At 39.2% G+C, this 23,067-nt stretch carries 26 protein-coding genes, 2 tRNA genes and 1 pseudogene; 16 read left to right on the top strand and 13 right to left on the bottom strand.

Going from position 1 to position 23,067, the window contains the following annotated elements; all coding sequences use genetic code 11:
- Positions 1-25: 25 nt before the first annotated feature.
- The 7 genes from trpE to trpA are packed head-to-tail and all read left to right on the top strand — an operon-like array spanning position 26 to position 6,285.
- Positions 26-1,387 (top strand): anthranilate synthase component I, encoded by a 1,362-nt coding sequence (gene trpE / locus TZ92_RS09085; protein WP_033630131.1) that lies wholly within the window; start codon positions 26-28, stop codon positions 1,385-1,387.
- Positions 1,384-1,950 carry an aminodeoxychorismate/anthranilate synthase component II gene (locus TZ92_RS09080; RefSeq protein ID WP_033630130.1) on the top strand — a complete coding sequence of 189 codons (567 nt, stop codon included), beginning with the start codon at positions 1,384-1,386 and terminating at the stop codon, positions 1,948-1,950. Before trpE ends, TZ92_RS09080 begins: the two co-directional genes overlap by 4 nt.
- A gap of 10 nt (positions 1,951-1,960) precedes the next feature.
- Positions 1,961-2,965: an anthranilate phosphoribosyltransferase gene (trpD, locus tag TZ92_RS09075; protein ID WP_033630129.1), complete on the top strand. Its 1,005-nt coding sequence runs from the start codon at positions 1,961-1,963 to the stop codon at positions 2,963-2,965.
- A complete protein-coding gene (gene trpC, locus TZ92_RS09070; protein ID WP_033630128.1) occupies positions 2,962-3,729 on the top strand; it encodes an indole-3-glycerol phosphate synthase TrpC in 768 nt (255 codons plus the stop codon). Before trpD ends, trpC begins: the two co-directional genes overlap by 4 nt.
- Complete coding sequence (locus TZ92_RS09065; RefSeq protein ID WP_033630127.1) at positions 3,716-4,315, top strand: phosphoribosylanthranilate isomerase; 600 nt, start codon at positions 3,716-3,718, stop codon at positions 4,313-4,315. The genes trpC and TZ92_RS09065 overlap by 14 nt, the downstream gene beginning before the upstream one ends.
- Positions 4,293-5,516, top strand: a complete 1,224-nt coding sequence (gene trpB / locus TZ92_RS09060; protein WP_033630126.1) for a tryptophan synthase subunit beta — start codon at positions 4,293-4,295, stop codon at positions 5,514-5,516. The genes TZ92_RS09065 and trpB overlap by 23 nt, the downstream gene beginning before the upstream one ends.
- Complete coding sequence (gene trpA, locus TZ92_RS09055; RefSeq protein ID WP_033630125.1) at positions 5,509-6,285, top strand: tryptophan synthase subunit alpha; 777 nt, start codon at positions 5,509-5,511, stop codon at positions 6,283-6,285. Before trpB ends, trpA begins: the two co-directional genes overlap by 8 nt.
- On the opposite strand, the pseudogene TZ92_RS10385 reads toward trpA, so the two are convergent.
- Positions 6,257-6,343 (bottom strand): annotated as a pseudogene (locus tag TZ92_RS10385) (prepilin peptidase); the annotation flags it as partial. The gene trpA and the pseudogene TZ92_RS10385 sit on opposite strands and share 29 nt — an antisense overlap.
- 31 nt (positions 6,344-6,374) lie before the next feature.
- A complete protein-coding gene (locus TZ92_RS09050; RefSeq protein WP_033630124.1) occupies positions 6,375-7,274 on the bottom strand; it encodes a helix-turn-helix transcriptional regulator in 900 nt (299 codons plus the stop codon).
- 78 nt (positions 7,275-7,352) lie between these two features.
- Between TZ92_RS09050 and TZ92_RS09045 the strand changes: the two genes are divergently transcribed.
- Positions 7,353-7,808, top strand: a complete 456-nt coding sequence (locus TZ92_RS09045) for an effector binding domain-containing protein (protein ID WP_142320625.1) — start codon at positions 7,353-7,355, stop codon at positions 7,806-7,808.
- Here TZ92_RS09045 and TZ92_RS09040 read toward each other — a convergent pair.
- Positions 7,797-8,459 carry a prepilin peptidase gene (locus TZ92_RS09040; protein ID WP_033630122.1) on the bottom strand — a complete coding sequence of 221 codons (663 nt, stop codon included), beginning with the start codon at positions 8,457-8,459 and terminating at the stop codon, positions 7,797-7,799. The genes TZ92_RS09045 and TZ92_RS09040 overlap by 12 nt on opposite strands.
- Positions 8,460-8,528: 69 nt before the next feature.
- Between TZ92_RS09040 and TZ92_RS09035 the strand changes: the two genes are divergently transcribed.
- The 3 genes from TZ92_RS09035 (at position 8,529) to TZ92_RS09025 (ending at position 10,204) form a co-directional block, all read left to right on the top strand.
- Positions 8,529-8,984 carry a GNAT family N-acetyltransferase gene (locus tag TZ92_RS09035; protein ID WP_033630121.1) on the top strand — a complete coding sequence of 152 codons (456 nt, stop codon included), beginning with the start codon at positions 8,529-8,531 and terminating at the stop codon, positions 8,982-8,984.
- Positions 8,985-9,087: 103 nt separating this feature from the next.
- Positions 9,088-9,612, top strand: a complete 525-nt coding sequence (locus tag TZ92_RS09030) for a hypothetical protein (RefSeq protein WP_045595000.1) — start codon at positions 9,088-9,090, stop codon at positions 9,610-9,612.
- Between the two features lie 70 nt (positions 9,613-9,682).
- Positions 9,683-10,204 (top strand): hypothetical protein, encoded by a 522-nt coding sequence (locus tag TZ92_RS09025; RefSeq protein WP_033630120.1) that lies wholly within the window; start codon positions 9,683-9,685, stop codon positions 10,202-10,204.
- A gap of 208 nt (positions 10,205-10,412) precedes the next feature.
- On the opposite strand, the gene TZ92_RS09020 is transcribed toward TZ92_RS09025, so the two are convergent.
- The 5 genes from TZ92_RS09020 to TZ92_RS09000 all read right to left on the bottom strand — a co-directional run bounded on the left by TZ92_RS09020 (position 10,413) and on the right by TZ92_RS09000 (position 12,347).
- Positions 10,413-10,616, bottom strand: coding sequence for a CsbD family protein (locus TZ92_RS09020; RefSeq protein ID WP_000102421.1), 204 nt, complete (start codon positions 10,614-10,616; stop codon positions 10,413-10,415).
- Between the two features lie 41 nt (positions 10,617-10,657).
- On the bottom strand, positions 10,658-11,254 hold the full coding sequence (locus TZ92_RS09015; RefSeq protein ID WP_045594996.1) for an Asp23/Gls24 family envelope stress response protein: 597 nt from the start codon (positions 11,252-11,254) through the stop codon (positions 10,658-10,660).
- Positions 11,255-11,265: 11 nt separating this feature from the next.
- On the bottom strand, positions 11,266-11,436 hold the full coding sequence (locus TZ92_RS09010) for a DUF2273 domain-containing protein (protein ID WP_000454669.1): 171 nt from the start codon (positions 11,434-11,436) through the stop codon (positions 11,266-11,268).
- An 11-nt stretch (positions 11,437-11,447) separates the two neighbouring features.
- Positions 11,448-12,011, bottom strand: coding sequence for an alkaline shock response membrane anchor protein AmaP (amaP, locus tag TZ92_RS09005; RefSeq protein ID WP_033630216.1), 564 nt, complete (start codon positions 12,009-12,011; stop codon positions 11,448-11,450).
- Between the two features lie 99 nt (positions 12,012-12,110).
- On the bottom strand, positions 12,111-12,347 hold the full coding sequence (locus TZ92_RS09000; RefSeq protein ID WP_033630119.1) for a GlsB/YeaQ/YmgE family stress response membrane protein: 237 nt from the start codon (positions 12,345-12,347) through the stop codon (positions 12,111-12,113).
- Positions 12,348-12,671: 324 nt separating this feature from the next.
- On the opposite strand from TZ92_RS09000, the gene TZ92_RS08995 reads away from it, so the two are divergent.
- Entirely contained in the window at positions 12,672-14,153 is a 1,482-nt protein-coding gene (locus TZ92_RS08995; protein ID WP_033630118.1) for an AcpB/EbpR/MafR family transcriptional regulator, read from the top strand.
- A gap of 157 nt (positions 14,154-14,310) precedes the next feature.
- Here TZ92_RS08995 and TZ92_RS08990 read toward each other — a convergent pair whose 3' ends face one another.
- On the bottom strand, positions 14,311-15,456 hold the full coding sequence (locus TZ92_RS08990) for a low temperature requirement protein A (protein ID WP_033630117.1): 1,146 nt from the start codon (positions 15,454-15,456) through the stop codon (positions 14,311-14,313).
- 806 nt (positions 15,457-16,262) lie between these two features.
- Between TZ92_RS08990 and TZ92_RS08985 the strand changes: the two genes are divergently transcribed.
- Positions 16,263-17,552: a membrane protein gene (locus TZ92_RS08985; protein WP_033630116.1), complete on the top strand. Its 1,290-nt coding sequence runs from the start codon at positions 16,263-16,265 to the stop codon at positions 17,550-17,552.
- A gap of 9 nt (positions 17,553-17,561) precedes the next feature.
- Positions 17,562-18,650, top strand: coding sequence for an AI-2E family transporter (locus TZ92_RS08980; protein WP_001055025.1), 1,089 nt, complete (start codon positions 17,562-17,564; stop codon positions 18,648-18,650).
- A 138-nt stretch (positions 18,651-18,788) separates the two neighbouring features.
- Here TZ92_RS08980 and TZ92_RS08975 read toward each other — a convergent pair.
- The 4 genes from TZ92_RS08975 to TZ92_RS08960 all read right to left on the bottom strand — a co-directional run bounded on the left by TZ92_RS08975 (position 18,789) and on the right by TZ92_RS08960 (position 21,400).
- Positions 18,789-18,861, bottom strand: a tRNA-Lys gene (locus TZ92_RS08975).
- 62 nt (positions 18,862-18,923) lie between these two features.
- Complete coding sequence (locus tag TZ92_RS08970; protein WP_000672740.1) at positions 18,924-19,439, bottom strand: DUF308 domain-containing protein; 516 nt, start codon at positions 19,437-19,439, stop codon at positions 18,924-18,926.
- 352 nt (positions 19,440-19,791) lie between these two features.
- Positions 19,792-19,864, bottom strand: a tRNA-Lys gene (locus TZ92_RS08965).
- 264 nt (positions 19,865-20,128) lie between these two features.
- Positions 20,129-21,400: a replication-associated recombination protein A gene (locus TZ92_RS08960; protein WP_033630115.1), complete on the bottom strand. Its 1,272-nt coding sequence runs from the start codon at positions 21,398-21,400 to the stop codon at positions 20,129-20,131.
- Positions 21,401-21,515: 115 nt separating this feature from the next.
- Between TZ92_RS08960 and TZ92_RS08955 the strand changes: the two genes are divergently transcribed.
- Together TZ92_RS08955 and TZ92_RS08950 are read left to right on the top strand one after the other, a co-directional pair.
- On the top strand, positions 21,516-21,986 hold the full coding sequence (locus tag TZ92_RS08955) for a DUF3013 family protein (protein WP_033630114.1): 471 nt from the start codon (positions 21,516-21,518) through the stop codon (positions 21,984-21,986).
- Positions 21,987-22,004: 18 nt separating this feature from the next.
- Complete coding sequence (locus TZ92_RS08950) at positions 22,005-23,066, top strand: site-2 protease family protein (RefSeq protein WP_033630113.1); 1,062 nt, start codon at positions 22,005-22,007, stop codon at positions 23,064-23,066.
- Position 23,067 lies beyond the last annotated feature (1 nt).

The raw sequence follows: 23,067 nt of genomic DNA, 5'->3' as shown, positions 1-23,067 counted from the left end.
ATAAGAAACTGAAAGGGAAATTACAATGGAACGAATCATTCATGGAGATGTCTTATCACCAATCTTGGCTTATATGCGCTTAAAAGGGCAACACAAGGTTATCCTAGAGAGTATTCCGAGAGACAAGGAAACCGCTCGTTTTTCTATCCTAGCCTATAATCCAGTTTTTGAGATTCAGTTTGAAAATGGAGTCCTTTATCAAAATGGTCAAGTGATTGATCGGGATCCCTTGGATTACCTTTATGAAGTGACTCATAAGAGCCAGCACCATTCAGATCTCCCTTTTGGTGGGGGAGCCATTGGCTTTGTTGGTTACGATATGATTTCTCTTTATGAAGAAATTGGTCAAATCCCTGAAGATACCATTGGGACACCAGATATGCATTTCTTTGTCTATGAGAGTTATATGGTCTTTGACCATAAGAAGGAAAAAATCCATGTCATCGAGGATGCTCTCTATAGTGATCGCAGTCAAGAAGATTTGGAAGAAGCCTTGAAGCAAGTGCTGGAGGAATTACGCATTCCTGCTCCAAATGAATTTGAAGATTTGGATCTATCTCCGCTGAACTTCAAACCGCATATCGCTCCTCAGAAGTTTGAGGAAATGGTGGAAACAGCTCGCGACTTGATTCGTAATGGTGATATGTTCCAATGCGTGCTCAGCCAGCGTTTTTCAGCAGAAGTTACTGGAAATCCATTTGACTTCTACAGAAATCTCCGCGTGACCAATCCATCTAATTACCTCTATTTCTATGATTTTGGGGATTATCAAATCATCGGTGCTAGTCCTGAAAGTTTGGTTTCTGTCAAAAATGGCATTGTGACAACCAATCCGATTGCCGGTACGCGACCAAGAGGGTCTACGGATGAAGAGGACAAAGCTTTGGCAACTGATCTGCTTTCTGATGAGAAGGAAACAGCAGAACATCGGATGTTGGTAGACTTGGGGCGTAACGATATTGGCCGCATCTCTGAAACGGCAAGTGTCCAAGTCACTAAGTATATGGAAGTGGAGCTTTTCCGCTATGTCATGCATTTGACCAGTGTGGTGAAAGGGCGTTTGATTCCCGAACTCACTGCCATGGATGCCTTGAAAGCTACACTTCCAGCTGGAACAGTTTCAGGAGCACCAAAGATTCGGGCCATGAGACGTATCTATGAACTGGAGGCGGAAAAACGAGGCGTATACGCAGGAGCAATCGGCTACTTGTCTGCGACGGGTGATATGGATTTCGCTATCGCCATCCGAACCATGATTCTCAAAAATCAAACAGCCTATGTTCAGGCTGGGGCAGGGATTGTCTATGACTCTATTGCCCAAAACGAATACCAAGAAACCATTAACAAGGCTAAATCTATGACTAGAATTGGAGAACTAAGACCATGATTTTATTGATTGATAACTATGATTCTTTTACCTATAACTTGGCGCAGTACATTGGGAATTTTGCAGAAGTGCAGGTCTTGAGAAATGATGATCCCAAGCTGTATGAAGAAGCTGAAAAAGCAGATGGTCTGGTCTTTTCTCCCGGTCCTGGTTGGCCGGTTGATGCCGGAAAGATGGAAGACATGATTCGTGACTTTGCAGGCAAGAAGCCAATTCTAGGGATTTGTTTGGGTCATCAAGCCATCGCAGAAGTCTTTGGTGGCAAGCTAGGTTTGGCTCCAAAAGTCATGCATGGGAAACAGAGCCATATCAACTTTGAAGCGCCATCTGTTCTCTATCAAGGCATTGAGGATGGTCGTCCAGTCATGCGTTATCACAGTATTTTGATTGAAAAAATGCCTGAAGACTTTGAAGTGACAGCCCGTTCGACTGATGACCAAGCCATTATGGGGATTCAACATAAAAACCTACCGATTTATGGTTTCCAGTACCATCCAGAGAGCATTGGAACGCCAGATGGCTTGTCTTCTATTCGGAATTTTATCGAGAAGGTTGTAAAGTGAGGAAACTAGGATGAAAGAGATTATTGAAAAACTAGCAAAATTTGAAAATTTATCAGGTGTGGAAATGACGGATGTCATTGAGCGTATCGTAACTGGGCGTGTAACGGAGGCGCAGATTGCTTCTCTCCTTTTGGCTCTTAAGATGAAGGGGGAAACACCTGAAGAACGCACAGCTATTGCCCAAGTCATGAGAGGACATGCCCAACACATACCTACAGAGATTCATGACGCCATGGACAACTGTGGTACTGGTGGAGACAAGTCCTTCAGCTTTAACATTTCGACAACTGCAGCCTTTGTCTTGGCTGGTGGCGGTGTTCATATGGCTAAGCATGGTAACCGCTCGATTTCTTCTAAATCGGGTTCGGCAGATGTCCTTCAAGCCTTGGGTATCAATCTAGACCTCAAACCAGCTGAACTAGGTAAGATTTTCGATAAAACTGGAATCGTCTTTCTCTTTGCTAAAAATATGCATCCAGCTATGAAATACATCATGCCTGCTCGTTTGGAACTAGGAATTCCAACGATTATGAACTTGACTGGTCCACTGATTCATCCAATGGCCTTGGAAACACAGTTGCTTGGCATTAGTCGTCCAGAACTGCTAGAAAGTACCGCTCAGGTTTTGAAAAATATGGGTCGCAAACGTGCCATCGTGGTTGCTGGACCAGAAGGGTTGGATGAAGCTGGCTTGAACGGGACAACCAAGATTGCTCTTCTTGAAAATGGCGAAATCACCTTGTCAAGCTTCACTCCAGAGGATTTGGGGATGAAAGGTTACGCTATCGAAGATATTCGTGGAGGGAATGCTCAGGAAAATGCAGAAATTTTGCTCAGCGTTCTGAAAAACGAACCAAGCCCATTCTTGGAAACAACAGTCTTGAATGCTGGTCTTGGTTTCTATGCTAATGGTAAGGTAGCTAGTATCAAGGAAGGAGTTGACTTGGCCCGTCAAGTAATTGCTAGTGGCAAGGCCCTTGAAAAACTCAGACTGTTACAGGAGTACCAAAAATGAGTCAGGAATTTTTAGCACGAATTTTAGAGCAGAAGGCGCATGAAGTCGAGCAGATGAAGCTGGAGGAAATCCAGCCCTTGCGCCAGACCTATCGCTTGGCAGCATTTTTGAAGAATCATCAGGACCGTTTGCAGGTAATCGCTGAGGTCAAGAAAGCTAGCCCTAGTCTGGGAGATATCAATCTCGATGTGGATATTGTGCAACAGGCCCAGACTTATGAAGCAAACGGTGCAGTGATGATTTCGGTTTTGACAGATGAGGTTTTCTTTAAAGGGCATTTGGATTATCTGCGGGAGATTTCTAGTCAGGTAGAGATTCCGACGCTCAACAAGGACTTTATCATCGATGAAAAGCAAATCATCCGTGCTCGCAATGCCGGCGCGACAGTTATCCTGCTCATCGTGGCTGCCTTGTCAGAAGAACGACTCAAGGAACTGTATGACTATGCGACAGAGCTTGGTCTGGAAGTCTTGGTGGAGACCCACAATCTAGCTGAACTAGAAGTGGCCCACAGACTGGGTGCTGAGATTATTGGGGTCAATAACCGCAACTTGACCACCTTTGAAGTCGACTTGCAGACCAGTGTAGACTTGGCTCAGCACTTTAAGGAAGGTCGCTATTACATTTCTGAATCTGCCATTTTCACAGGGCAGGATGCAGAACGAGTAGCACCATTCTTTAATGGAATTTTGGTTGGGACAGCTCTCATGCAAGCAGAAGATGTAGCCCAGAGAATCAAGGAGTTGCAGATTGACAAAGGTTAAAATTTGTGGATTATCGACCAAAGAAGCGGTAGAGACAGCTGTGTCAGCAGGGGCAGACTACATCGGTTTTGTCTTTGCACCTAGTAAAAGGCAGGTGACCTTGGAAGAGGCTGCTGAGCTGGCAAAGCTCATTCCTTCCTATGTAAAAAAAGTTGGCGTATTTGTTTCTCCAAGTCGAGAAGAATTGCTAGAAGCGATTGAAAAGGTTGGCTTGGACTTGGTACAAGTTCATGGTCAGGTAGCGGATGATTTGTTTGAGGATTTGCCTTGTGCCAGCATTCAGGCCGTGCAGGTAGATGGAAATGGTCATGTGCCTCATTCTCAGGCGGATTATCTCCTCTTTGATGCCCCTGTGGCTGGGAGTGGACAGACCTTTGACTGGGGTCAACTGGATACGTCTGGACTAGCCCAGCCATTTTTCATCGCAGGTGGGCTTAATGAAGACAATGTAGCAAAAGCAATTCAACACTTTACTCCCTATGCAGTCGATGTATCGAGTGGAGTGGAGACAGATGGACAGAAAGATCATGAAAAGATTAGAAGATTTATAGAGAGGGTAAAGCATGGCATATCAAGAACCAAATAAAGATGGATTTTACGGAAAATTCGGTGGACGTTTCGTCCCAGAAACATTAATGACAGCAGTTTTGGAGTTGGAAAAGGCCTACCGTGAAAGTCAAGCGGACCCAAGTTTCCAAGAGGAATTAAACCAACTCTTACGTCAGTATGTAGGACGTGAAACTCCCCTTTACTACGCAAAAAACTTGACCCAGCATATCGGCGGAGCCAAGATTTATCTCAAACGGGAAGACCTCAACCATACAGGGGCTCACAAGATTAATAATGCCTTGGGACAGGTTCTTCTGGCTAAACGCATGGGCAAAAAGAAAATCATCGCTGAAACTGGTGCTGGTCAGCACGGTGTGGCAACTGCAACAGCTGCGGCCCTCTTTAACATGGAATGTACCATCTACATGGGTGAGGAAGATGTCAAACGCCAAGCCCTTAATGTCTTCCGTATGGAGCTTTTGGGAGCCAAGGTCGAGGCTGTGACAGATGGTTCGCGCGTGCTCAAGGATGCGGTCAATGCAGCCCTTCGTTCATGGGTAGCTAACATCGATGATACTCACTATATCCTTGGTTCTGCCTTGGGACCTCATCCTTTCCCAGAAATCGTTCGTGACTTCCAAAGTGTCATCGGTCGAGAAGCTAAACAACAATACCGTGACTTAACAGGTCAAGATTTGCCAGATGCCCTAGTAGCTTGTGTTGGTGGTGGTTCTAATGCTATCGGTCTCTTCCATCCATTTGTAGAAGATGAGTCAGTAGCAATGTATGGGGCTGAAGCAGCAGGACTTGGTGTAGATACAGAGCACCACGCAGCTACCTTGACCAAGGGTCGTCCAGGTGTCCTCCACGGTTCTCTTATGGATGTGCTACAAGACGCTCATGGTCAAATTCTTGAAGCCTTCTCTATCTCAGCAGGTTTGGACTATCCTGGTATCGGTCCAGAACATTCTCACTACCACGATATCAAACGTGCCAGCTATGTTCCTGTGACGGACGAGGAAGCCTTGGAAGGATTCAAACTCTTGTCTCGCGTGGAAGGGATTATCCCAGCCTTGGAATCTAGCCACGCCATCGCCTTTGCAGTGAAATTGGCCAAAGAACTCGGTCCAGACAAGTCGATGATTGTCTGCCTATCCGGTCGTGGGGACAAGGATGTAGTTCAAGTCAAAGACCGCTTGGAAGCAGATGCAGCAAAGAAGGGAGAAGCCCATGCCTAAGACTTTAACAGAAAAATTGAATGCTATCAAAGCAGCAGGAAAAGGAATTTTCGTTCCCTATATCATGGCTGGGGACCATGATATAGGTTTGGATGGTCTCGCTGAAACAATCCACTTTTTAGAAGATTTGGGTGTTTCAGCCATTGAAGTGGGTATTCCCTTTTCAGACCCTGTTGCAGATGGACCTGTGATCGAAGAAGCAGGTTTGCGCAGTCTAGCTCACGGGACTTCTACCCAGGCCTTGGTTGAAACCTTGAAAACCATTCAAACAGAAATTCCTCTTGTCATTATGACCTACTTCAATCCCCTCTTTCAGTACGGTGTGGACAAATTTGTCAAAGACCTGGTAGATACAGCAGTTAAGGGCTTGATTATCCCAGACCTGCCTCATGAGCATGCCAACTTTGTAGAGCCCTTTTTGGCAGACACAGATATCGCCTTGATTCCCCTAGTTAGCTTGACAACAGGGATTGAGCGTCAGAAAGAGTTGATCAAGGGAGCAGAAGGCTTCGTCTATGCCGTTGCCATCAATGGGGTAACAGGAAAATCAGGAAATTACCGTGCAGACTTGGACAAGCACCTGGCGCAATTGCATCAAGTAGCTGACATCCCAGTCTTGACAGGATTTGGTGTGTCTAGTCAAGAAGACGTAGAACGCTTCAATGCGGTGTCAGATGGCGTTATCGTCGGTTCGAAAATTGTAAAAGCTCTCCACCAAGGAGAGCCGATTGAGGACTTTATCAAACAAGCAGTAGCTTACCAAAAATAATCACGCAAGCAGCAAGTAAGAGGAAAGGCACGAAAGGAAGTCTTTCCTTTTTCTTTTGAGGGTATAAGTTCATGAATGACAGTTGAATATTAGTTTGGGTATTGCTTATGAATGGTATCTATATAGTTGGTGAAATGTTTCAGGAAATGCTTAGGAGATATAACAGTGATGTATTTTCCAAAAGCAAGCAAGGTATTGTATCCCCAATCATTGTCGTTTAACGAATAAGTAATCTCGTAAATATCGCTACTAATAGGTTTTATGGCATTATAGCCTAAGAGTTCCACAAATCGATCAAGAACAATTTTCTGGACATGCAGGGTGACAGGTACTTTGTTTTCATTCATCCATGTACCACCATCATAGGGAAGTGGTGTAAAATGTCTTTTTGAAAAAGTATTGGAGAGAGTAAGTTCACTAATTCTAGCAACTTTAAAAATAGAAAAACGCGCTTTATCAGTATCGTAGGCATCCATATACCAACTCCGGTCCTTATAGACAATACGGTAAGGCTCACAATTTTTTTGACTCACCAGTCCTTGTGAATTAATATAGGAAAATTTTATTTTTACTCTACCTCTGATAGCTTCCAATAACTTAAAAATCAAAGTTCGTATTTCCAAGTTTCCTTGAGATAGAGATAAATCAATTTCGAAATCAGAGTATGTATTGGTAGCATTTAATTTCAATATAGCATTGAAAGTAGAGGCATCTTCCAATACTTGATAACGGCTTTTTAAACCAGATTCGATCGAAAGCCGTTCGGATTGGGTCAGGGGAGGTTTGTCAGTTTGGAAGTCTTCCATAAGAAAAATACCTCCATTTTTTCCTTTCATTACATAGAGAGGAATGCCTGCAAGAGATAAATCATCAATATCTCTCATAATAGTTCGTGTGCTGACTTTAAAAAGTTCTGATAATTCTTTAGCTGTTGTTTTTCGTTTATTTACTAAATGAGAAATAATCCCCATTTGACGGTCGATTTTCATAATTTTCTCCTTAAATATGACAGATAGTTGTCATATTACTTTTGTTATGATTATACCATAAAGAAAGGAGTTCATATAATGAAACATCAAACTAAACCACCGTTTACCTTAGTTGGCAAGAGTATTTTGATAGAAGGAACTACAGTTCATGAACATCACTATTCTAAAGAGAAAACGGCATTCTATACTCAGTTATTTAAAGAAGGAATGCTAGGAAAATTGATGCCCCATTCCATAGATAAAAGAGGCTATGCTTTGATAGTTCCTCATAAAGATGGTATACAATACTACGCAGGAGTTGCGGCAAATAATGCTGTGGCAGGTTACGAAAGCATTCTTGTCCCAGAGAAAGATTATTTAGTAAGCTCAGCCAGTGGTGATAAATCAAGACTCTTGTTTGATAAATTGGAGGATAACTTTTTTGAGGGAGAATATAGCTCGCTTTACAATGATGGAATTATCTTAGAAATACTTTTAAACGGTAATCCTATGGATGCAGAAGTTGAGCTTTGGGTTTCCAATTCAACAAACTAATAAGAACTGATAGAAAATTATTATGGTCGCAGCAAGTAAGAGGAAAGGCACGAAAGGAAGTCTTTCCTTTTTCTTTTGCAGGAGAAAGGCCAGAATGCCCGTCGCAGAAGCAAACTGGATCAAGATGAGTAATTCGGTCGCGCTAAAGATGAGAGCACAAGAAGCCAGAAAGAGAAAATCTCCTGCGCCCATGCGGATATCGATAAAATGGGTCATGATCCCAAGAACAAGGAAGAAGACCATAACCAGATTCCAGCCAGAGCAGGCCATGAGGATTAGGTGGAAAGTCAGCCAGACTAGTAAGGGATATTCCTGATGGCGAAAGTCGTAGATTCCTAGGGTCAAGCCAGCAGTGATTAGGATGACTTGACCAAAGGAAATCCAACCCAAAGACCAAGTCAGAAAGAGGATTCCTAAGCCGAGTTCAAAGAGGGCATACCAGAATGGATAGCGAATCTTGCAGTAGCGACAGCGAAAGCGATTGAAGACCTGCGAAAGGATAGGAATCAAATCTAAGGGACGCAAGCGAGTCTGACAGGAATTGCAGTGGCTAGCTGGTCGAATAATGGATTGCTCAGGAAAACGGTCAATGACTAAACCGAGAAAGGAAGCGAGAATGCTCCCGACAAGAAAAAAATAAAGATCAATCATACTTATCTATTCGTAAAAAATAAGAGAAGTAGTATAATGGAGAAACATAGATAAGGTGGTGAGGTCAAGATGATGATTCGTTTTGAAGAAAATGTGAGCACAGAAAATGCTCAGCTCTTATGCCAATGGTCCAACTCCCTTGGCAAATCCTTTCAAGAACAATGGATGGGAACAATGATTCCTTTTCCCTTAACAATTCAAATCTTGCAAGATTTGGAAGGAATCTTTTCAATCTTTGATGGACAAGAGTTTGTGGGGCTTATCCAGAAAATCAGGCTAGAAGACAGGAATCTTCATATCGGGAGATTTTTTATCAATCCTCAGAAACAGGGGCAGGGCTTAGGTAGCCAGGCTTTAAGAAAATTTGTTAGTTTGGCCTTTGAAAATGAAGACATAGATACTATTTCTCTAAATGTCTACGAGGCAAATCAAACAGCTTACAAGCTTTACCAAAAAGAAGGATTTGAAATCGTTCAAATGGTTGAAGTACCTATACGAAAATACATCATGAAAAAGGGGAGATAATAGTCACGTGGGGCTAGAGTTCCAAGGATTTCCAAAGATAAGGAAGTTATCTTTCAAAGTTAGAAACAAGACTTCTATAATTTCTTAGATAGAGGAGATAAAAATGTCGAGATGTAGAAAAATACGAATCATGCTCGCTTCTGTACTTGCCTTAGTTGTTGGTATCACTCTTTATTCTCAGTATCAAAGCCACCAAGAACGCCTCCAATTAAAAACCTCCTTTGAAGAACAGGACACTATAGCCGTCTTAAAACATTTAACGGCGTCAGGAAAATATGCGTCTGACATTCGTAAAGCAGGCTATGTCGTTCCTCCCGACGGTGCCATTCGCTTGGATGGAGGAATTGACTCCATAGGGATAAAAGGAGACATTGATTTGAAAATGTTGAATCCTGGCAGGGATGAAGTTTCTGTTTTATTTGCAACAATGGTAAATGAGGAAAAAATAAATGCCTACTATATTTTAGATCATCAATTTACTCTAAAACGTAGTTACTATTCTTATATTAGTAATCAAAAAAAAGAAAGTGTGACGATATCTCAAGCAGAAGAAGATCGCCTATTAAAGATTGTTCGAAAAGAGTTGAAAGCTTTTCTAGATAAGATGTATCAGACTTTGTATGGTTGATGGCACTATTGAGAAACTAACACGAGATCTTGTTTAGAATGTCAACGATGATAAGAAAGGAGGGACAAGAATGTTTACAGAATTGCTCTTTATTGTCTCTTTTGTGTTACTTTTACGTTTGTTTAAGAGTAGGCGCTCACGAATGATTATAGGAGTCTTGTATAGTTTGCTACTAGTTTGGTTTGTCTTTTCCGTTTTGAACTATGGCAAATACACTCTTCAACCAGGTCAATCCGTCAGCTTAAGAGTAAATCCCAGAACACAAGATTTGGAATACTATTCACTCTTCATCTTGAAGAAAAATGATTCAAGTAAAATTAAATTAACTGGCTCAAGTGTTTGGAGTGAAAGAAACAGCGATGTTTACTATGAAGTAGAGGAACAAAAAATTATAAAAAGCCATGGTTTCGATGAGGAGGATGAAGAACTTCCAAACAAGCAACCAGATATTTATTTAGTAAAAGATGGAGTTGTTGTGAGTTACCAAGGTGAAAAAGTGTTTGATGCCACCAATAACAAGCCCTACACGATAACCATTACCAATGTAGACAACCAGCCAGCCCAATTTGAGGCTCAGGTGGTGGATAAGTAAGTCTAGTAGCGTATAAACGTTTCAATTCAATAAAAAACATATTATTTTAAGTAAGCAAAAAAACCTTAGTTACCAAGGCTTTTTCCTGTTGACAATACCTTTTAACGAAAATTGGGAAGCGTGTTTACAATCCGATCTACAAAAAAAGAGGACATTTACGGTCCTCTTTTTGACTACTATAGATGAAAAGGTCAATTAAGGTTTAGCCTTATTTTTCATCTTTGTGAAGCATGTTTTTCACACCTTCAATAGCGCCTTCGACAGCGTCTTTAGCATCTTCAGCAACTTCTTTTACTTTAGAAACAACTTTTTCAGCTGTTCCTTCTTTTTCCATTTTTTCATCGCCGATCATTTTGCCGACACCTTCTTTAATGGAACCTTTTGCTTGGTTTAATTTTTCTTCTGTTGACATGATTCTGCCTCCTTTAAATTGATTGATTTTGACAAGATGAATTAGTGTACGCGAGCATTTTCCTTTGTTTCGCCTTTAACGGCTTCAACACCTTCGCCTACTTTTTCTTGAACAGCAGCAACACCCGAACCGATACCAGATTTCACTTTTTCAAATTGTTCTGAAGCAAATTCTCCTGTTGAAGAAGCCACGTCAGTTACTCGGTCTTGGAGGCTTACTGAATCTGCTTCATGCTGTTCCTTCGTTTTGATATCAACAACATTCACATTGACTTCAACAACTTCTAGATCAGTCATTTTTGTAACTTGTGATACGACAACATCTTTGATTTCTTTGTACAAAGCAGGAACATTCTTTTGGTATTCAACAACAATGTTCAAGTCAACTGCAACTTGCTCTTTCCCAACTTCAACATTGACACCATGAGTGACATTATCTGTATTGATAATTTTTTCTGTTAGATTAGAGAAGAATCCTCCATCCACATCCAAAAGTCCAGGTACTTTTTCAAGTGAAAGACCAATGATTTTTTGGATTACTTTGTCTTCATAAGTGAGTTCCCCTTTAACATTTTGAGAAACAACAGCAACATCTTTTTTTTCTACATTTTTTTCTACATTTTTATCTACGTTTGACATACGAGACTCCTTTATTTATTTAAATATTTTTCCTTAACATAGTATCCTGCAAATGCTCCTAGGGCTCCACAAATTAGTACAAATAGTGTTTTGAAAAAGCCAAAGGATAAGATAAAGCAAGCGAGAATGACACCTACTAGACCTGCAATAATTGGATACTGATATTTTTTAAACCATTCCATTTTTTACTTCCTTACTTTACACGACTAACAGTCTTTTTGGTCGTTTTTGGAGGTTCAAATTCTTTTACTTTAACTTCAAGTTTTACCTCACGTTCAATACCAAAGAACTGCTTTAATCCATGAGTTATTTCATTCTGAATGACTAGACATCGATTTGAGATGTTGTCTGAAGGAAGAATTTTCCCTTCTACAGTAACGAAACATTTATTTTTGCGGCTATTTACATGGACCGTTGGTTCTTTCATCAACTGATGATCAATAACCAAACATCGAACAAAGCCTTCGATAGCTGAATTTTTTAGTTTTAATGTATCTTCTTGAGTTTCTAATTGAATCTCTAGATATTGCTTAGGATAAAAGAGTATCACTAACATTGAAATTAAAACTAAAACAGATAGGACAAGTGTCCCCCAAAAGACATATCTAGCAATCAGAAATTCAGCGTAGAGTTCTCTCCAACTGAATAAGTGGATTCCTAAATCACTGACCTGATGATAATCTATGAGAATAGGAAGGAAAATAGTCAAGATTAAGATACAGAAAATAAGTAACAATATTTTCTTTGATTTTGACATATTAAATCCTTTCAAATGAAAAGCTTTAAACCATAATTTTACCCGTCTACAGTATTCAAAATTATGGCTTATCACTTTTAATTTCTTATTAGGTAATGCTTATTTTTTACCAAATAGAAATGAAACGACTGCAACAACAATCACAGCACCAACGATTGATGGAATAATAGCCATTCCAGCCAATGAAGGTCCCCAGCTTCCTAGAAGTGATTGCCCTACAGACGAACCGATAAGACCTGCAAAGATATTTGCAATCAATCCCATTGAACCACCTTTTTTAGTGATTGCACCAGCGGCGAGACCAATAAGACCTCCTACAATAATGGACCACAACATAGTGTATCCTCCTTTTCTATTTCTAAATCAAAGAATCAATTTCAGAAAATCAATTTCAGAAAATCAATTTCTTTGATTAAATTAATTATATAATATTTAAATATGGAAGGGTAATAATTTGTCTTAAATTACGTATTATAAAAAAACACCACAGGTACAAATAAATAAGAAAATCTTGATGCTACTGGGTTTCTAAGGGATTAGACTAGTCTTTTGATGACAAGCAAAAGTCGTTGTAAGAGGATAAATGCACTCTATATGGTATAATTGCATGAAGATTGAAAGACAATCCTTTAGTTTATTATAAAGAGAGAAAAGCTATTCATGAGAGATTTATTATCGAAAAAAAGTCACAGACAATTAGAATTATTAGAATTACTATTTGAAAACAAACGCTGGTTTCATATTTCAGAACTAGCAGAATTATTGCACTGTGCAGAACGTTCTGTAAAAGATGACTTATCCCATGTCAGATCTTCTTTTCCTGACTTGCTATTTCATTCCTCGACAAATGGTATCCGTATCATAAATACTGACGATAGTGATATTGAAATGATCTATCATCATTTTTTTAAGCATTCAACTCACTTTTCAATATTAGAATTTGTCTTCTTCAATGAAGGATGTGATAAAGAGAATATTTGCAAAGAGTTTTATATCAGTTCTTCCTCTCTTTACCGTATCATCAGTCATATTAATAAAATTATTAAGAAACAATATCGTTTTGAAATTAGCCTCAATCCAGTTCGAATCACTGGAAATGAGATTGATATCCGTTACTTTTTTGCCCAGTATTTTTCAGAGAAATATTATTTCCTTGAATGGCCTTTTGAAGATTTTTCTCAAGAACCCTTGTCTCAATTATTGGAATTAGTCTATAAAGCAACTTCTTTCCCGATGAATTTGTCAACTCACAGAATGTTAAAATTACTTCTGGTTACAAATTTATATCGCATAAAGTTTGGTCATTTCATGGAAGTTGAGAGAGACTCTTTTAACAATCAATTGTTAGAATCTTTCATGCAGGCAGAAGGCATCGAAGAGATTGTAGCGAGCTTTGATTCTGAATATCAGATTTCTCTGAATAAAGAAGTGATAAGTCAACTGTTTGTATCCTATTTTCAAAAAATGTTTTTCATAGATGAAGAAGTATTTCTTAACCATGCAAAAACAGACAACTATGTAAAAAAATCGTATCAGTTATTGGGAGATTTAGTGGATCAGGTATCAAGAGAGTATAATCTCCAAGTAGACAATCAGGACAATCTGATTTGGCATCTGCATAATACAGCACATCTGCATCGTCAGGAATTATCGACAGAGTTTATCTTATTTGATCAAAAAGGCAATACAATCAAGAACTTTCAAAATATTTTCCCTCGCTTTGTTTCAGAGGTGAAGGAAGGGATTGAACATTATCTAGAGGCTTTGGATATGGATCGTAATTCAATGAAGGTCAATCATTTGTCCTATACTTTTATCACCCATAGCAAACACTTAGTGCTAAATCTTTTACAAAATCAACCTAAATTAAAGGTTTTGGTCATGAGTAATTTTGATCAGTATCATGCAAAATCAGTAGCCGAGACACTTTCTTATTATTGCAGCAACAATTTTGAACTGGAAGTTTGGAGTGAATTAGAGTTATCACTTGAGTCTCTAAAGGAATCACCTTACGACATCATTATTTCTAATTTTATTATTCCTCCTATTGAAAATAAGAGACTGATCTATTCCAATAATGTCAATACAGTCGCTCTCATCTCTTTGCTTAACGCAATGATGTTTATTCGACTAGACGAGTAACTAAGAATAACAAAAAAACGCTATGTAGCGTTTTTTGTTTTATAAGAAAAGAATTTCCTCTATACTAGACTCAGAGTATCCTAAAATCTTGTCATTTTTTAGTTCAAAGCAAAGAATAAAGGCTTGTAAATCAAGGCTTTTCAGTGTTATAAAATCATTAAAACAAATGCCAGTCAACTGTTGAAAACTTTTTAGTCTGTTTAATATAAAAATAAGCAAAATGAATTTCTATAGCTAGGGTCAAAATGGTTGCAATAGTCACTACTATCATAGGATTAGAAGCACAAATTAAAGAGAGAGTTAAGGCGGTCAGATAGAGTGCAGCCTGGATGAAGTAGAAACGTTTCGAAAAGCGAAGATAGTGTTTGTTATAGGGGCCATTTGCTAGGACAGCTGCTTGGAAGAGGCCAAGTCCGATATAAAAGAAGCTGGTCACAAAGAGATGATTGGCTTCAGGATTAAGGAGAAAACTCATCGAAACAGTCAACATAATTAGTCCAATGAAAATAGGATAGTGACTGTAAATTAGAAATATCCCCTTTTGATTAGATGTTTCATCAATGGCATGGTCGAATTGACCGAAATAAAAGAAGAACAGAGAAAGCATGATCATGAAATAAAGAAGGGAATAAATCGAGAAATTCTCGATCGTAAAGAAGTTAGCTAGCCCCATAATCATCTCTCCAAACATAATAATGACAAGAAGGGAGATGCGCTCGATTAAATGGGGGAGATTTACCTGGTAATGCTTATCTTTATTAAGCAAGATACTTGGCATAATAAATGTTAGCAGAATACTAGCAAATAAGATATAGACTCTAAGGTAAATAGGAAGAAGAGCTGCTAGATAGAATCCTAAACTTCCTAGACCTGTTATCCATAGAAAACCTTTGATACTTTCCCGATTAGCATCATCGGTTGATTTTCTAAAAAATTCAACCAAATATTGAAAAAATAAGGTAAGGGTTAATGTACCAATAGCCCAACAGAGATAATGAAAATATTGTTGCCAATCAGGTCCAATCATATTGGCTATAAAGAGTAAAATTCCCATTTTGATAAACATGATTACTATGTTAAATAAAGAGTTCTTTCCATAGCGATTGGTATAATCGGTTTGAATCATCCAGGAATCGATGAGAAACAAAGTAGCAATGAAAAAATCAAGGAAAGAATTCCAAGTCAAAATACCGTTATGAAGATGGTCAATTAAAGTAGTTACTTTTGAAATTGCAAAAACAAAAACTAGGTCATAAAAAAGTTCTGAAAATTCTACACGTTTATGTTTAATAAGAGTTGTCATCTTAAGACCTTTCTATTTTAGAAGTACAATTTATTATAACAGAAAATGGTAATAAAAAAAAAGGGAGATGCTTAAATAACTTCATGTGACGCGAATGAACTGCGCCACAAAAGTTAGGTTTTTTCTGTCTAACTTTTGGGGTGCAGTTCAGAAGGGGTGTTTTTTCTATCGTTTTTTAGTGCTAAGACTACACAAAAAAGCCTAGTAAATCAAGGCTTTTTCCTGTTGTATTTAGATGCCCCCTACAGGGATTTGGAAAGGACTTTCATATTGAGAGCAATTAAAAATATTGAAATATAAGTGATTTTAGGTATTTTCAATGTCATGATTTAAAAATGGGACAAAAGTGGGGCAAAAACCATACAGATTCTAAACTGTATGGTTCTTTTTTTATCTAACCAAGAAAGGTTAAAACTTATTAAAACAAATGCAATCAACTGTTGAAAACTTTTTAGTCCGTGTAATATAAAAACAAGTAAAAAGTTGAACTATAGGGAATATTGTGTCATAATAGGTAATAGATGAATAATTAATAGATTGGAAATAATGCTTTCTTACCTTAACAAGTTGAATTGGTTATACATTTTTTCGTCGCAATTGTGTCTATCTCTCGAGTTTAGTTAATTTTTATTAGCTTTGTTTTCGAATCAATAAAACAAATTTTAGAAGTGCATAAGACAAGATGGTGACATTACTACAGTCATTTCTAGTCACCATATGTTGCTGGCACAGGCTGTTTGTAGTGTTGGCTATTTACTAGTCAGTTTAATCGGAGTGTTTAATTTTTATTGTTGAAAGGTTTTTATATGGCGAAAATTCTATCTTTAGGTCTGACAGGTAAGAAATTACTTGCTCAGGGGTTCTTGTTTGTTCTGCTAGGTCTCATCTTGATGGTCACGGGGACTTGGTTGCCAGTAACAGTTATTCGCCTGGTTCTGTTTTTAGCTTGGATAGCAACGGTCGTAGATTTGCTATTAAGAGTTTTCAAAAAAAGCCAGTCAACGGATACCTTGGGAGTTGCACTGGTTAAATTGTTAGTGCTGGGATATTTGCTAGGTTCTAATCTTGCGACTGATATACCGATTTATGTTCTGGCTCTTGTGATTGGAGTTTATCAGATTTTTAGGGCCACGATTAATCTTGTCACCTATGTTCTCTACCGTAAAAATAATATTCGACCTCGTTTTCGTCTCTTACTAGATGGTATTCTACTAGTTTTTCTTGGTGGAGCTAGTCTTTTGTCCTCTACGGGAAATTCTGTCTTTCAACTCTTTGTTTTAGGGGCTTATTTTTTCCTTTATGGTCTGTCCAATATCCGTGACGGTTTCTTATTTGAAGGGGAAATTGGGAAAAACCATCTCAAACGTCGCATTAGAATTAGCTTACCTATTGTCCTAGCCGCTCTCATCCCTGCAAGAACTTTAGCAAAAGTTAACAAATTTATGCTGGAAAATGCTGATGAGGAAGAAGATATCCATCTTGGAATAGTGAAGTCTGGTAAGACAGCAGAGCTAGAAATTTTTGTTCATACAGCTGAGACCTCCCTGTTTTCAGCTATTGGTCATGTGGATATCTACTATCAGGGCCGTGTTATTTCTTATGGCAACTATGATCCGTCATCTGAGACCTTATTTGGTATGGTAGGAGATGGTGTCTTATATTTCTGTGACCGCGATAAGTACATTGATCTATGTAAACGTGAGAGTCAAAAAACACTTTTTGGTTATGGAATAGATTTGACACCTGAAATGGAAAAAGCAATTCAAAAAAAGTTGACTGAATTGAAACAACTGACGATTCCATGGGAGCCAAGTGCGGATAAAATCACGACAGGTGATGGTAAGGAAGACTACACCTACGCTTATAAAATCAGACATGAGACGGATGGGGAACTTTATAAATTTATCAAATCTAAGTTTAAATCCTACTTTGTCTTATCCACAAATTGTGTGCTCTTGGCAGATACCATAGTCGGTCAGGCTGGCACCGATATCCTCTCACCCAAAGGATTTATCGCACCAGGAACTTACCAAGCTTACCTTGACCGAGAGTTTGAAAAACCAAATAGTATAGTCGTATCTAAACATGTTTATTAAGGAGAATTTATGAATTTAGTAAAAAAATACACCCCATTAATACTTTTTATAGGGCTGGTTACTCTTGTAATTCTGAATGCATCAAGCTTTATATCAGGGGCAGTATCTCTCTTTGAAGTAACTTCTACCTTGATTTATGGTGCTGTCATTGCTTTTGTGCTCAATGTTCCCATGAAAAAAATTGAAGAATTCCTAGTTAAAATGAAGGTAAAGGCAGGGTTGCGCCGTCCGATTGCTATGGTGCTTGTTTTCCTATCTCTTATCTTAATCGTGATCTGTCTTTTGGTTTTGGTGCTTCCAACCCTTGCTCAGACTATTAGTCAGCTGGGAGCAGTCCTTTCAACAGTCCTGACTCAACTTGGGAAATTGCTAGACAGCTCGGAATTTGTAACCAAAGACATGCTGTCAACTATCGTATCAGGAATTCAGGGACAGTCTAGCTCTATTAGTCAAGCTTTGATAACCTTCTTATCCGGTCTGACTAGTAATATAGGAAATATTTTTTCAAGTATAATGAATGCCTTTCTGATTATAGTATTTACCTTTTTATTTTTATCCAGTAAGGAACATCTGGCAGCGATGACGAGTAGACTTCTAAAAGTTATATTTCCAGAGAAAGTGGTGACAAAGTTAACTTACATTGGACAAGTAGCACTAGAGACTTATGACCAATTTTTGATGAGTCAGCTGATTGAAGCAGTCATCATAGGAGTTATGATAGCGGTTGGCTACAGCCTGTTTGGACTACCTTATGGGGTAATGACAGGTATATTTGCAGGAGTGCTATCGTTCATTCCTTATGTAGGGCCTATGATTGCTTGTGTTGTGGGAGCGATTTTTATCTTCACAGTGAGTCCTACTCAAGCCTTACTTTCTCTTCTTCTATATCAAGTTATACAGCTGATTGAAGGAAACCTTATTTATCCTAGAGTTGTAGGTCAATCTATTGGTTTGCCAGCCCTTTTCACGCTTGCGGCTGCTAGTATTGGAGGCAATCTCTTTGGCTTACTTGGGATGATATTCTTTACACCGATATTTGCTGTTATCTATCGATTGGTTAAGGAATTTGTCGTTGCAAAGGAAAATCAGCTAGATTAAGAAAAACTAAATTTAATAAGATATACTGAGAAGAGAGTGAGAGATTCTCTTCTCTTTTATTTTTAAATACTTTTCTACAAAAAGCTATTAGACGTTAAAAAAAGCCTTGGTTTCAAGGCTTATTTCTGTTGATTTAGATGCCCCCTGCAGGGCTCGAACCTGCGCCCCATAGCTTAAGAGTCTACTGCTCTACCAACTGAGCTAAGGAAGCAACAGAAAAAGCTGAGAATGTAACTTCCCAGCTTTTTTAATATGCCCAAAATGGCAGCTAGATTATTTACGAAAGGCATCAAGGATATAGGTGAAACCAACAATTAAAAATGCAAAGGCAACGACATAAACGACAAAGACACTTGTAGCTACTGGATTGAACAAAATCACTAGACCTAGTAAAAATGCAAGCAACGCTATCCACATGATATGGTTGCCAATAATAGGGAAAATCAATCCCAAACGATTGCCTTTAAAGAAAACTATAATGGCTTCTACAATTAACCAAATTCCTAAAATAGTTGGAATGACAACTGGCAGCGTCACAAAGCCATAGGCAACGAGGTAAAGAGCTAAGAGAAGATTAACAATCCCTTGGAAAAGATGAGCTGGTGAGCGAAGCTCTTTTGGTACAGAGAAATAGCCTAAAATAGCTGCTATAGAAGAAACCAGTAAACCAAATGCAATCCACCAGCTGTAAGCAACAAGATTAGCTACTGGGTTTGTAAATAGGAAAAGTCCTAAAAGGACAAAAACAACTCCTGCAAGGAATAGCAGTAAACGATTAGAAAATTTCATTTCAATACCCCCTATATAGTATAGTATAGTTTGATAATAAAAATATTATACACCTTTTTAGAGGAAATGTCAATAAACAAAATGGAAAATTTGGAAGTTTCAGTCTGATTTATGAAAAGAAAATCAGTTTTTATTATTTTGAAAATAAAAAGAGAAGATAAAATTTGTCTTCTCTACATGAAAATATTGTATGGCATCAAAGCAAAAGTAACTGGCTTTACACTATTTGTAAAGATGTAATTTGATTCAAAAAGAAAAGATAGATTTAAAATGTGGGACAAATGATGAGGCAAATCAGTTATAGATAAGCAAAAAAGCCTTGGAACTCAAGGCTTTTTCCTGTTGATTTAGATGCCCCCTACAGGGATCGAACCTGTGACCCACGGATTAAGAGTCCGCTGCTCTGCCAGCTGAGCTAAGGAGGCAAAGAAAAAAGCTGTATTGGTGCCGAAACTTCACGGTTTGTATTGAACCCGCGCAATTAAGCAGGTGGGCAACTCGCTCTAACTGAAGCTGTTTCCGTGTGAGACGGCCTACATGCTGTTAGAAGACTTTTGTTTCCCTAATAATACAAAAAATAGTCGGTCAACACTTAAGTGTGAAGTCGTACACCACAGCGTTTCTATGTTTATATGATACCACTTTTTCAAAAAAAATCAAGAGGAAAGTGCAATTTTTTGAAAAGGATTTCAGATTTTTCGCAAACGGTCGATAGCTTCCTTTCTTTGAGCCAAGGCCCGTTCGTACTTGCCAGTATCTTCTGGAGAGAAGTAGTGATGATCTCGAATTTTTTCTGGCAAGTAATCTTGTTTGACCCAGTGTCCAGGATAGTTGTGCGGATAGAGATAGTTTTGCGCATTCCCTAGTTCCTTGCTTCCACTGTAGTGGCCATCGCGCAGGTGTCGAGGGATAGGCAAATGCCCTGATGTTTTGAGATCAGCAAGGGCCTTGTCCATGGCCACATAGGCTGAGTTGGATTTTGGAGAGAGGGCCAAATCAATCACGACATTGGCAATGAGAATGCGAGCTTCTGGAAAGCCAATCTTTTGAGCAGCATCTAGAGCAGTTACGGTATGAATCTGAGCTTCAGGATTGGCCAAACCGATATCTTCATAAGCAATAACAGTCAAGCGACGAGCGAGACTAGGCAGATCCCCAGCCTCAATCAAGCGGGCCGCGTAGTGGAGACTGGCATCAACATCCGAGCCACGGATGGACTTTTGCAGTGCTGAAAGGACATCGTAGTGACCGTCCCCATCCTTATCCATGGTAATGTAACTCCTCTGCAGGCTGTTTTCCATGATATCAAGAGTGATATGACGGATGCCCTTGTCATTTTCGGGAGTAGAAAGAACAGCCAAGTCAAGTGAGTTGAAGGCAGAGCGAAGATCTCCGTTTGTAGAAGTTGCGATGAAATCCAGCGCATCCTCATCTAGCTCAACTGGAAAATCAAAACCACGCTCAGGGTCAGTTAGAGCTATCTGAAGAGCCTCTTTGACGTCTTGGTTAGACAGAGGTTCCAACTCAAAAATTTGAACACGGCTACGGATGGCAGGAGTGACAGAAAAGAAGGGATTTTCAGTCGTAGCACCAATCATGATGACCAGACCACTTTCTAAGAGTGGTAGAAGAAAGTCTTGCTTAGTCTTGTCAAGACGATGAATCTCGTCTAGTAGCAGTACAAGGCCACCTGAGAATTTAGCCTCTTCAGCGATTTCTTGGAGACGTTTTTTACTATCAACAGTGGCATTGAAGGCCCGAAAGGCATACTTGGTCGTTCCAGCGATGGCAGAGGCGATACTGGTTTTGCCGATTCCTGGAGGTCCGTAGAGAATCATGGAGGACAGGCGGTTGGCCTCCACCATACGACGGATAATTTTTCCAGGTCCTACCAGATGCTCTTGACCGATGACCTGGTCGATGGTTTTAGGGCGCATGCGAAGCGCGAGATTGTCAGGCATAGCAGTCCTTTCTAACGTGGATTTTCTGATGTATATATGGTAAGATGGTAGTATCTATTTTAGCATATTTCCGAGTATTCGGGGCGATTAAAGAATCGCATAGAAAGAGGACAAAATGGCAACATACGGATTTTTAGATGTTTTAGAGGAAGAATTGGAGAAGAACTTTCCCTTTGACTTTGAGATTAGTTGGGACAAACGCAATCATGCGGTTGAAGTGAGTTTTTTGTTGGAAGCGCAAAATGCTACAGGTGTGGAGATGGTGGATGAAGACGGAGAGGTGTCATCGGACGATATCCTATTTGAGGAAGCGGTGCTCTTTTACAATCCTGCTAAGTCAACAGTTAATGAGGAAGACTATTTGACAGTTATCCCTTATCTGCCGAAGAAAGGTTTTTCTCGTGAATTTTTAAACTATTTTGCGCTATTCCTCAAAGACACTGCAGAGGTTGGGCTGGATGCGCTCATGGACTTTTTGGAAGACCCAGAAGCAGAAGAATTCGTCATGGAATGGAACCAAGAAGTCTTTGAAGAAGGGAAAGTCGGTTTGGAAGAGGGAGAATTTTACCCTTATCCGAGGTATTAGAAACTAGCGAGGAAGTATATGAAGAAAATAGGTTTGTATCTTATTTCTGGTCTGTCCTTTGTTTTTTTGATGCTAGGATTTGCTTTTGGAACAATTGCCTTTAAAGAGTTAGATTTTTCGTTTGTCTTTGTTCCAGGCTACCTATTTACTTTTTTCAGCATCTATCTGATATTTATCCTTCATGAGCTAGGACATGCATTTTGCGGTTACCTGACAGGCTATCGACTGGTGGCTTTTGGATTAGGAAACTTTCTTTTGACCAAAAAGTCAGGCAAGTTTCATCTGAGTCGAACAGCCGTTCTGAAAAATGTTGGTGCTCAGTATATTGGATTAAAAGAAGATGAAAGTGATCAAAGAATCATCCTGATGCTTGCAGGAGGCTTGATGGTTCATCTTGGTTTGATTTTATTGGCCCTATTGTATGGAATTTTGACAGCTAACTGGTATTTTGCAGTTACTTGGATTTGTCTAAATCTATCTTTTCTTCTCATCAATGCTAAGCCAGTTGGGATTACCGATGGAGCGAAAATCTGGGAATTGCTACAACAGCCTGAAAATAGGAAATACGCCTACTCGGTGTTGAGACATTCTGCCCAGACCTTGCTAGCTCCTCAAGAATATGATTTGAAAGATTTTATCGTGCCTGTTGATGAGGATGCAAGAGGGAGTTTTACAGAAAGCATTCAGATTTTCCAGGGACTAGTTTTCATATTCGATGGTCAGATAGAGACTGCCAAAAAACACTTTCAGTTTTTATTAGATAAAACAGACAATCCGATGTCTCAAACTCTTTCTCAATTATACCTTCTTCAAATTGCCTTGCTAGAAAGGGATCATGAGAAAGCAGAGGAATATGCAAGTAATCGAGGAGTCAAGTCCTTCTTATCTCTAAAAATGGCAGACACGCAGATAATGCAAGCCTGGTATCAATTTCTGGTAAAGAAAGATATGGATCAGACTGACAAGGCTATAAAAATTGCTAGACAAAACATGGTGACCAGCCGTTTGGTGCGGGATGAGAAACGTTATTATGAAAACTGGTTAGCAGAGTTGGAGAAAGAATTATCCGAAGGAGTCTGAT

The sequence above is a fragment of the Streptococcus oralis subsp. oralis genome (assembly GCF_000960035.1).
Lineage (GTDB): Bacteria > Bacillota > Bacilli > Lactobacillales > Streptococcaceae > Streptococcus > Streptococcus oralis_G.
Note: the sequence above shows the minus strand (reverse complement) of the source record. Positions and strands in the feature narration are given on the sequence as shown.

What these genes read in the sequence shown, in the direction of transcription:
- TZ92_RS08990 (WP_033630117.1), bottom strand. Translation starts at nt 15,456, where the DNA reads ATGACAACTCTTATTAAACATAAACGTGTAGAATTTTCAGAACTTTTT.
- TZ92_RS09045 (WP_142320625.1), top strand. Translation starts at nt 7,353, where the DNA reads ATGAAACATCAAACTAAACCACCGTTTACCTTAGTTGGCAAGAGTATT.
- TZ92_RS08985 (WP_033630116.1), top strand. Translation starts at nt 16,263, where the DNA reads ATGGCGAAAATTCTATCTTTAGGTCTGACAGGTAAGAAATTACTTGCT.
- TZ92_RS09040 (WP_033630122.1), bottom strand. Translation starts at nt 8,459, where the DNA reads ATGATTGATCTTTATTTTTTTCTTGTCGGGAGCATTCTCGCTTCCTTT.
- TZ92_RS08995 (WP_033630118.1), top strand. Translation starts at nt 12,672, where the DNA reads ATGAGAGATTTATTATCGAAAAAAAGTCACAGACAATTAGAATTATTA.
- TZ92_RS09010 (WP_000454669.1), bottom strand. Translation starts at nt 11,436, where the DNA reads ATGGAATGGTTTAAAAAATATCAGTATCCAATTATTGCAGGTCTAGTA.
- TZ92_RS09080 (WP_033630130.1), top strand. Translation starts at nt 1,384, where the DNA reads ATGATTTTATTGATTGATAACTATGATTCTTTTACCTATAACTTGGCG.
- trpA (WP_033630125.1), top strand. Translation starts at nt 5,509, where the DNA reads ATGCCTAAGACTTTAACAGAAAAATTGAATGCTATCAAAGCAGCAGGA.
- TZ92_RS09015 (WP_045594996.1), bottom strand. Translation starts at nt 11,254, where the DNA reads ATGTCAAACGTAGATAAAAATGTAGAAAAAAATGTAGAAAAAAAAGAT.
- TZ92_RS09035 (WP_033630121.1), top strand. Translation starts at nt 8,529, where the DNA reads ATGATGATTCGTTTTGAAGAAAATGTGAGCACAGAAAATGCTCAGCTC.
- TZ92_RS09020 (WP_000102421.1), bottom strand. Translation starts at nt 10,616, where the DNA reads ATGTCAACAGAAGAAAAATTAAACCAAGCAAAAGGTTCCATTAAAGAA.
- TZ92_RS09025 (WP_033630120.1), top strand. Translation starts at nt 9,683, where the DNA reads ATGTTTACAGAATTGCTCTTTATTGTCTCTTTTGTGTTACTTTTACGT.
- TZ92_RS09030 (WP_045595000.1), top strand. Translation starts at nt 9,088, where the DNA reads ATGTCGAGATGTAGAAAAATACGAATCATGCTCGCTTCTGTACTTGCC.
- TZ92_RS08980 (WP_001055025.1), top strand. Translation starts at nt 17,562, where the DNA reads ATGAATTTAGTAAAAAAATACACCCCATTAATACTTTTTATAGGGCTG.
- trpB (WP_033630126.1), top strand. Translation starts at nt 4,293, where the DNA reads ATGGCATATCAAGAACCAAATAAAGATGGATTTTACGGAAAATTCGGT.
- TZ92_RS09050 (WP_033630124.1), bottom strand. Translation starts at nt 7,274, where the DNA reads ATGAAAATCGACCGTCAAATGGGGATTATTTCTCATTTAGTAAATAAA.
- TZ92_RS08960 (WP_033630115.1), bottom strand. Translation starts at nt 21,400, where the DNA reads ATGCCTGACAATCTCGCGCTTCGCATGCGCCCTAAAACCATCGACCAG.
- TZ92_RS09000 (WP_033630119.1), bottom strand. Translation starts at nt 12,347, where the DNA reads ATGTTGTGGTCCATTATTGTAGGAGGTCTTATTGGTCTCGCCGCTGGT.
- trpC (WP_033630128.1), top strand. Translation starts at nt 2,962, where the DNA reads ATGAGTCAGGAATTTTTAGCACGAATTTTAGAGCAGAAGGCGCATGAA.
- TZ92_RS08950 (WP_033630113.1), top strand. Translation starts at nt 22,005, where the DNA reads ATGAAGAAAATAGGTTTGTATCTTATTTCTGGTCTGTCCTTTGTTTTT.
- TZ92_RS08970 (WP_000672740.1), bottom strand. Translation starts at nt 19,439, where the DNA reads ATGAAATTTTCTAATCGTTTACTGCTATTCCTTGCAGGAGTTGTTTTT.
- trpE (WP_033630131.1), top strand. Translation starts at nt 26, where the DNA reads ATGGAACGAATCATTCATGGAGATGTCTTATCACCAATCTTGGCTTAT.
- trpD (WP_033630129.1), top strand. Translation starts at nt 1,961, where the DNA reads ATGAAAGAGATTATTGAAAAACTAGCAAAATTTGAAAATTTATCAGGT.
- TZ92_RS08955 (WP_033630114.1), top strand. Translation starts at nt 21,516, where the DNA reads ATGGCAACATACGGATTTTTAGATGTTTTAGAGGAAGAATTGGAGAAG.
- amaP (WP_033630216.1), bottom strand. Translation starts at nt 12,011, where the DNA reads ATGTCAAAATCAAAGAAAATATTGTTACTTATTTTCTGTATCTTAATC.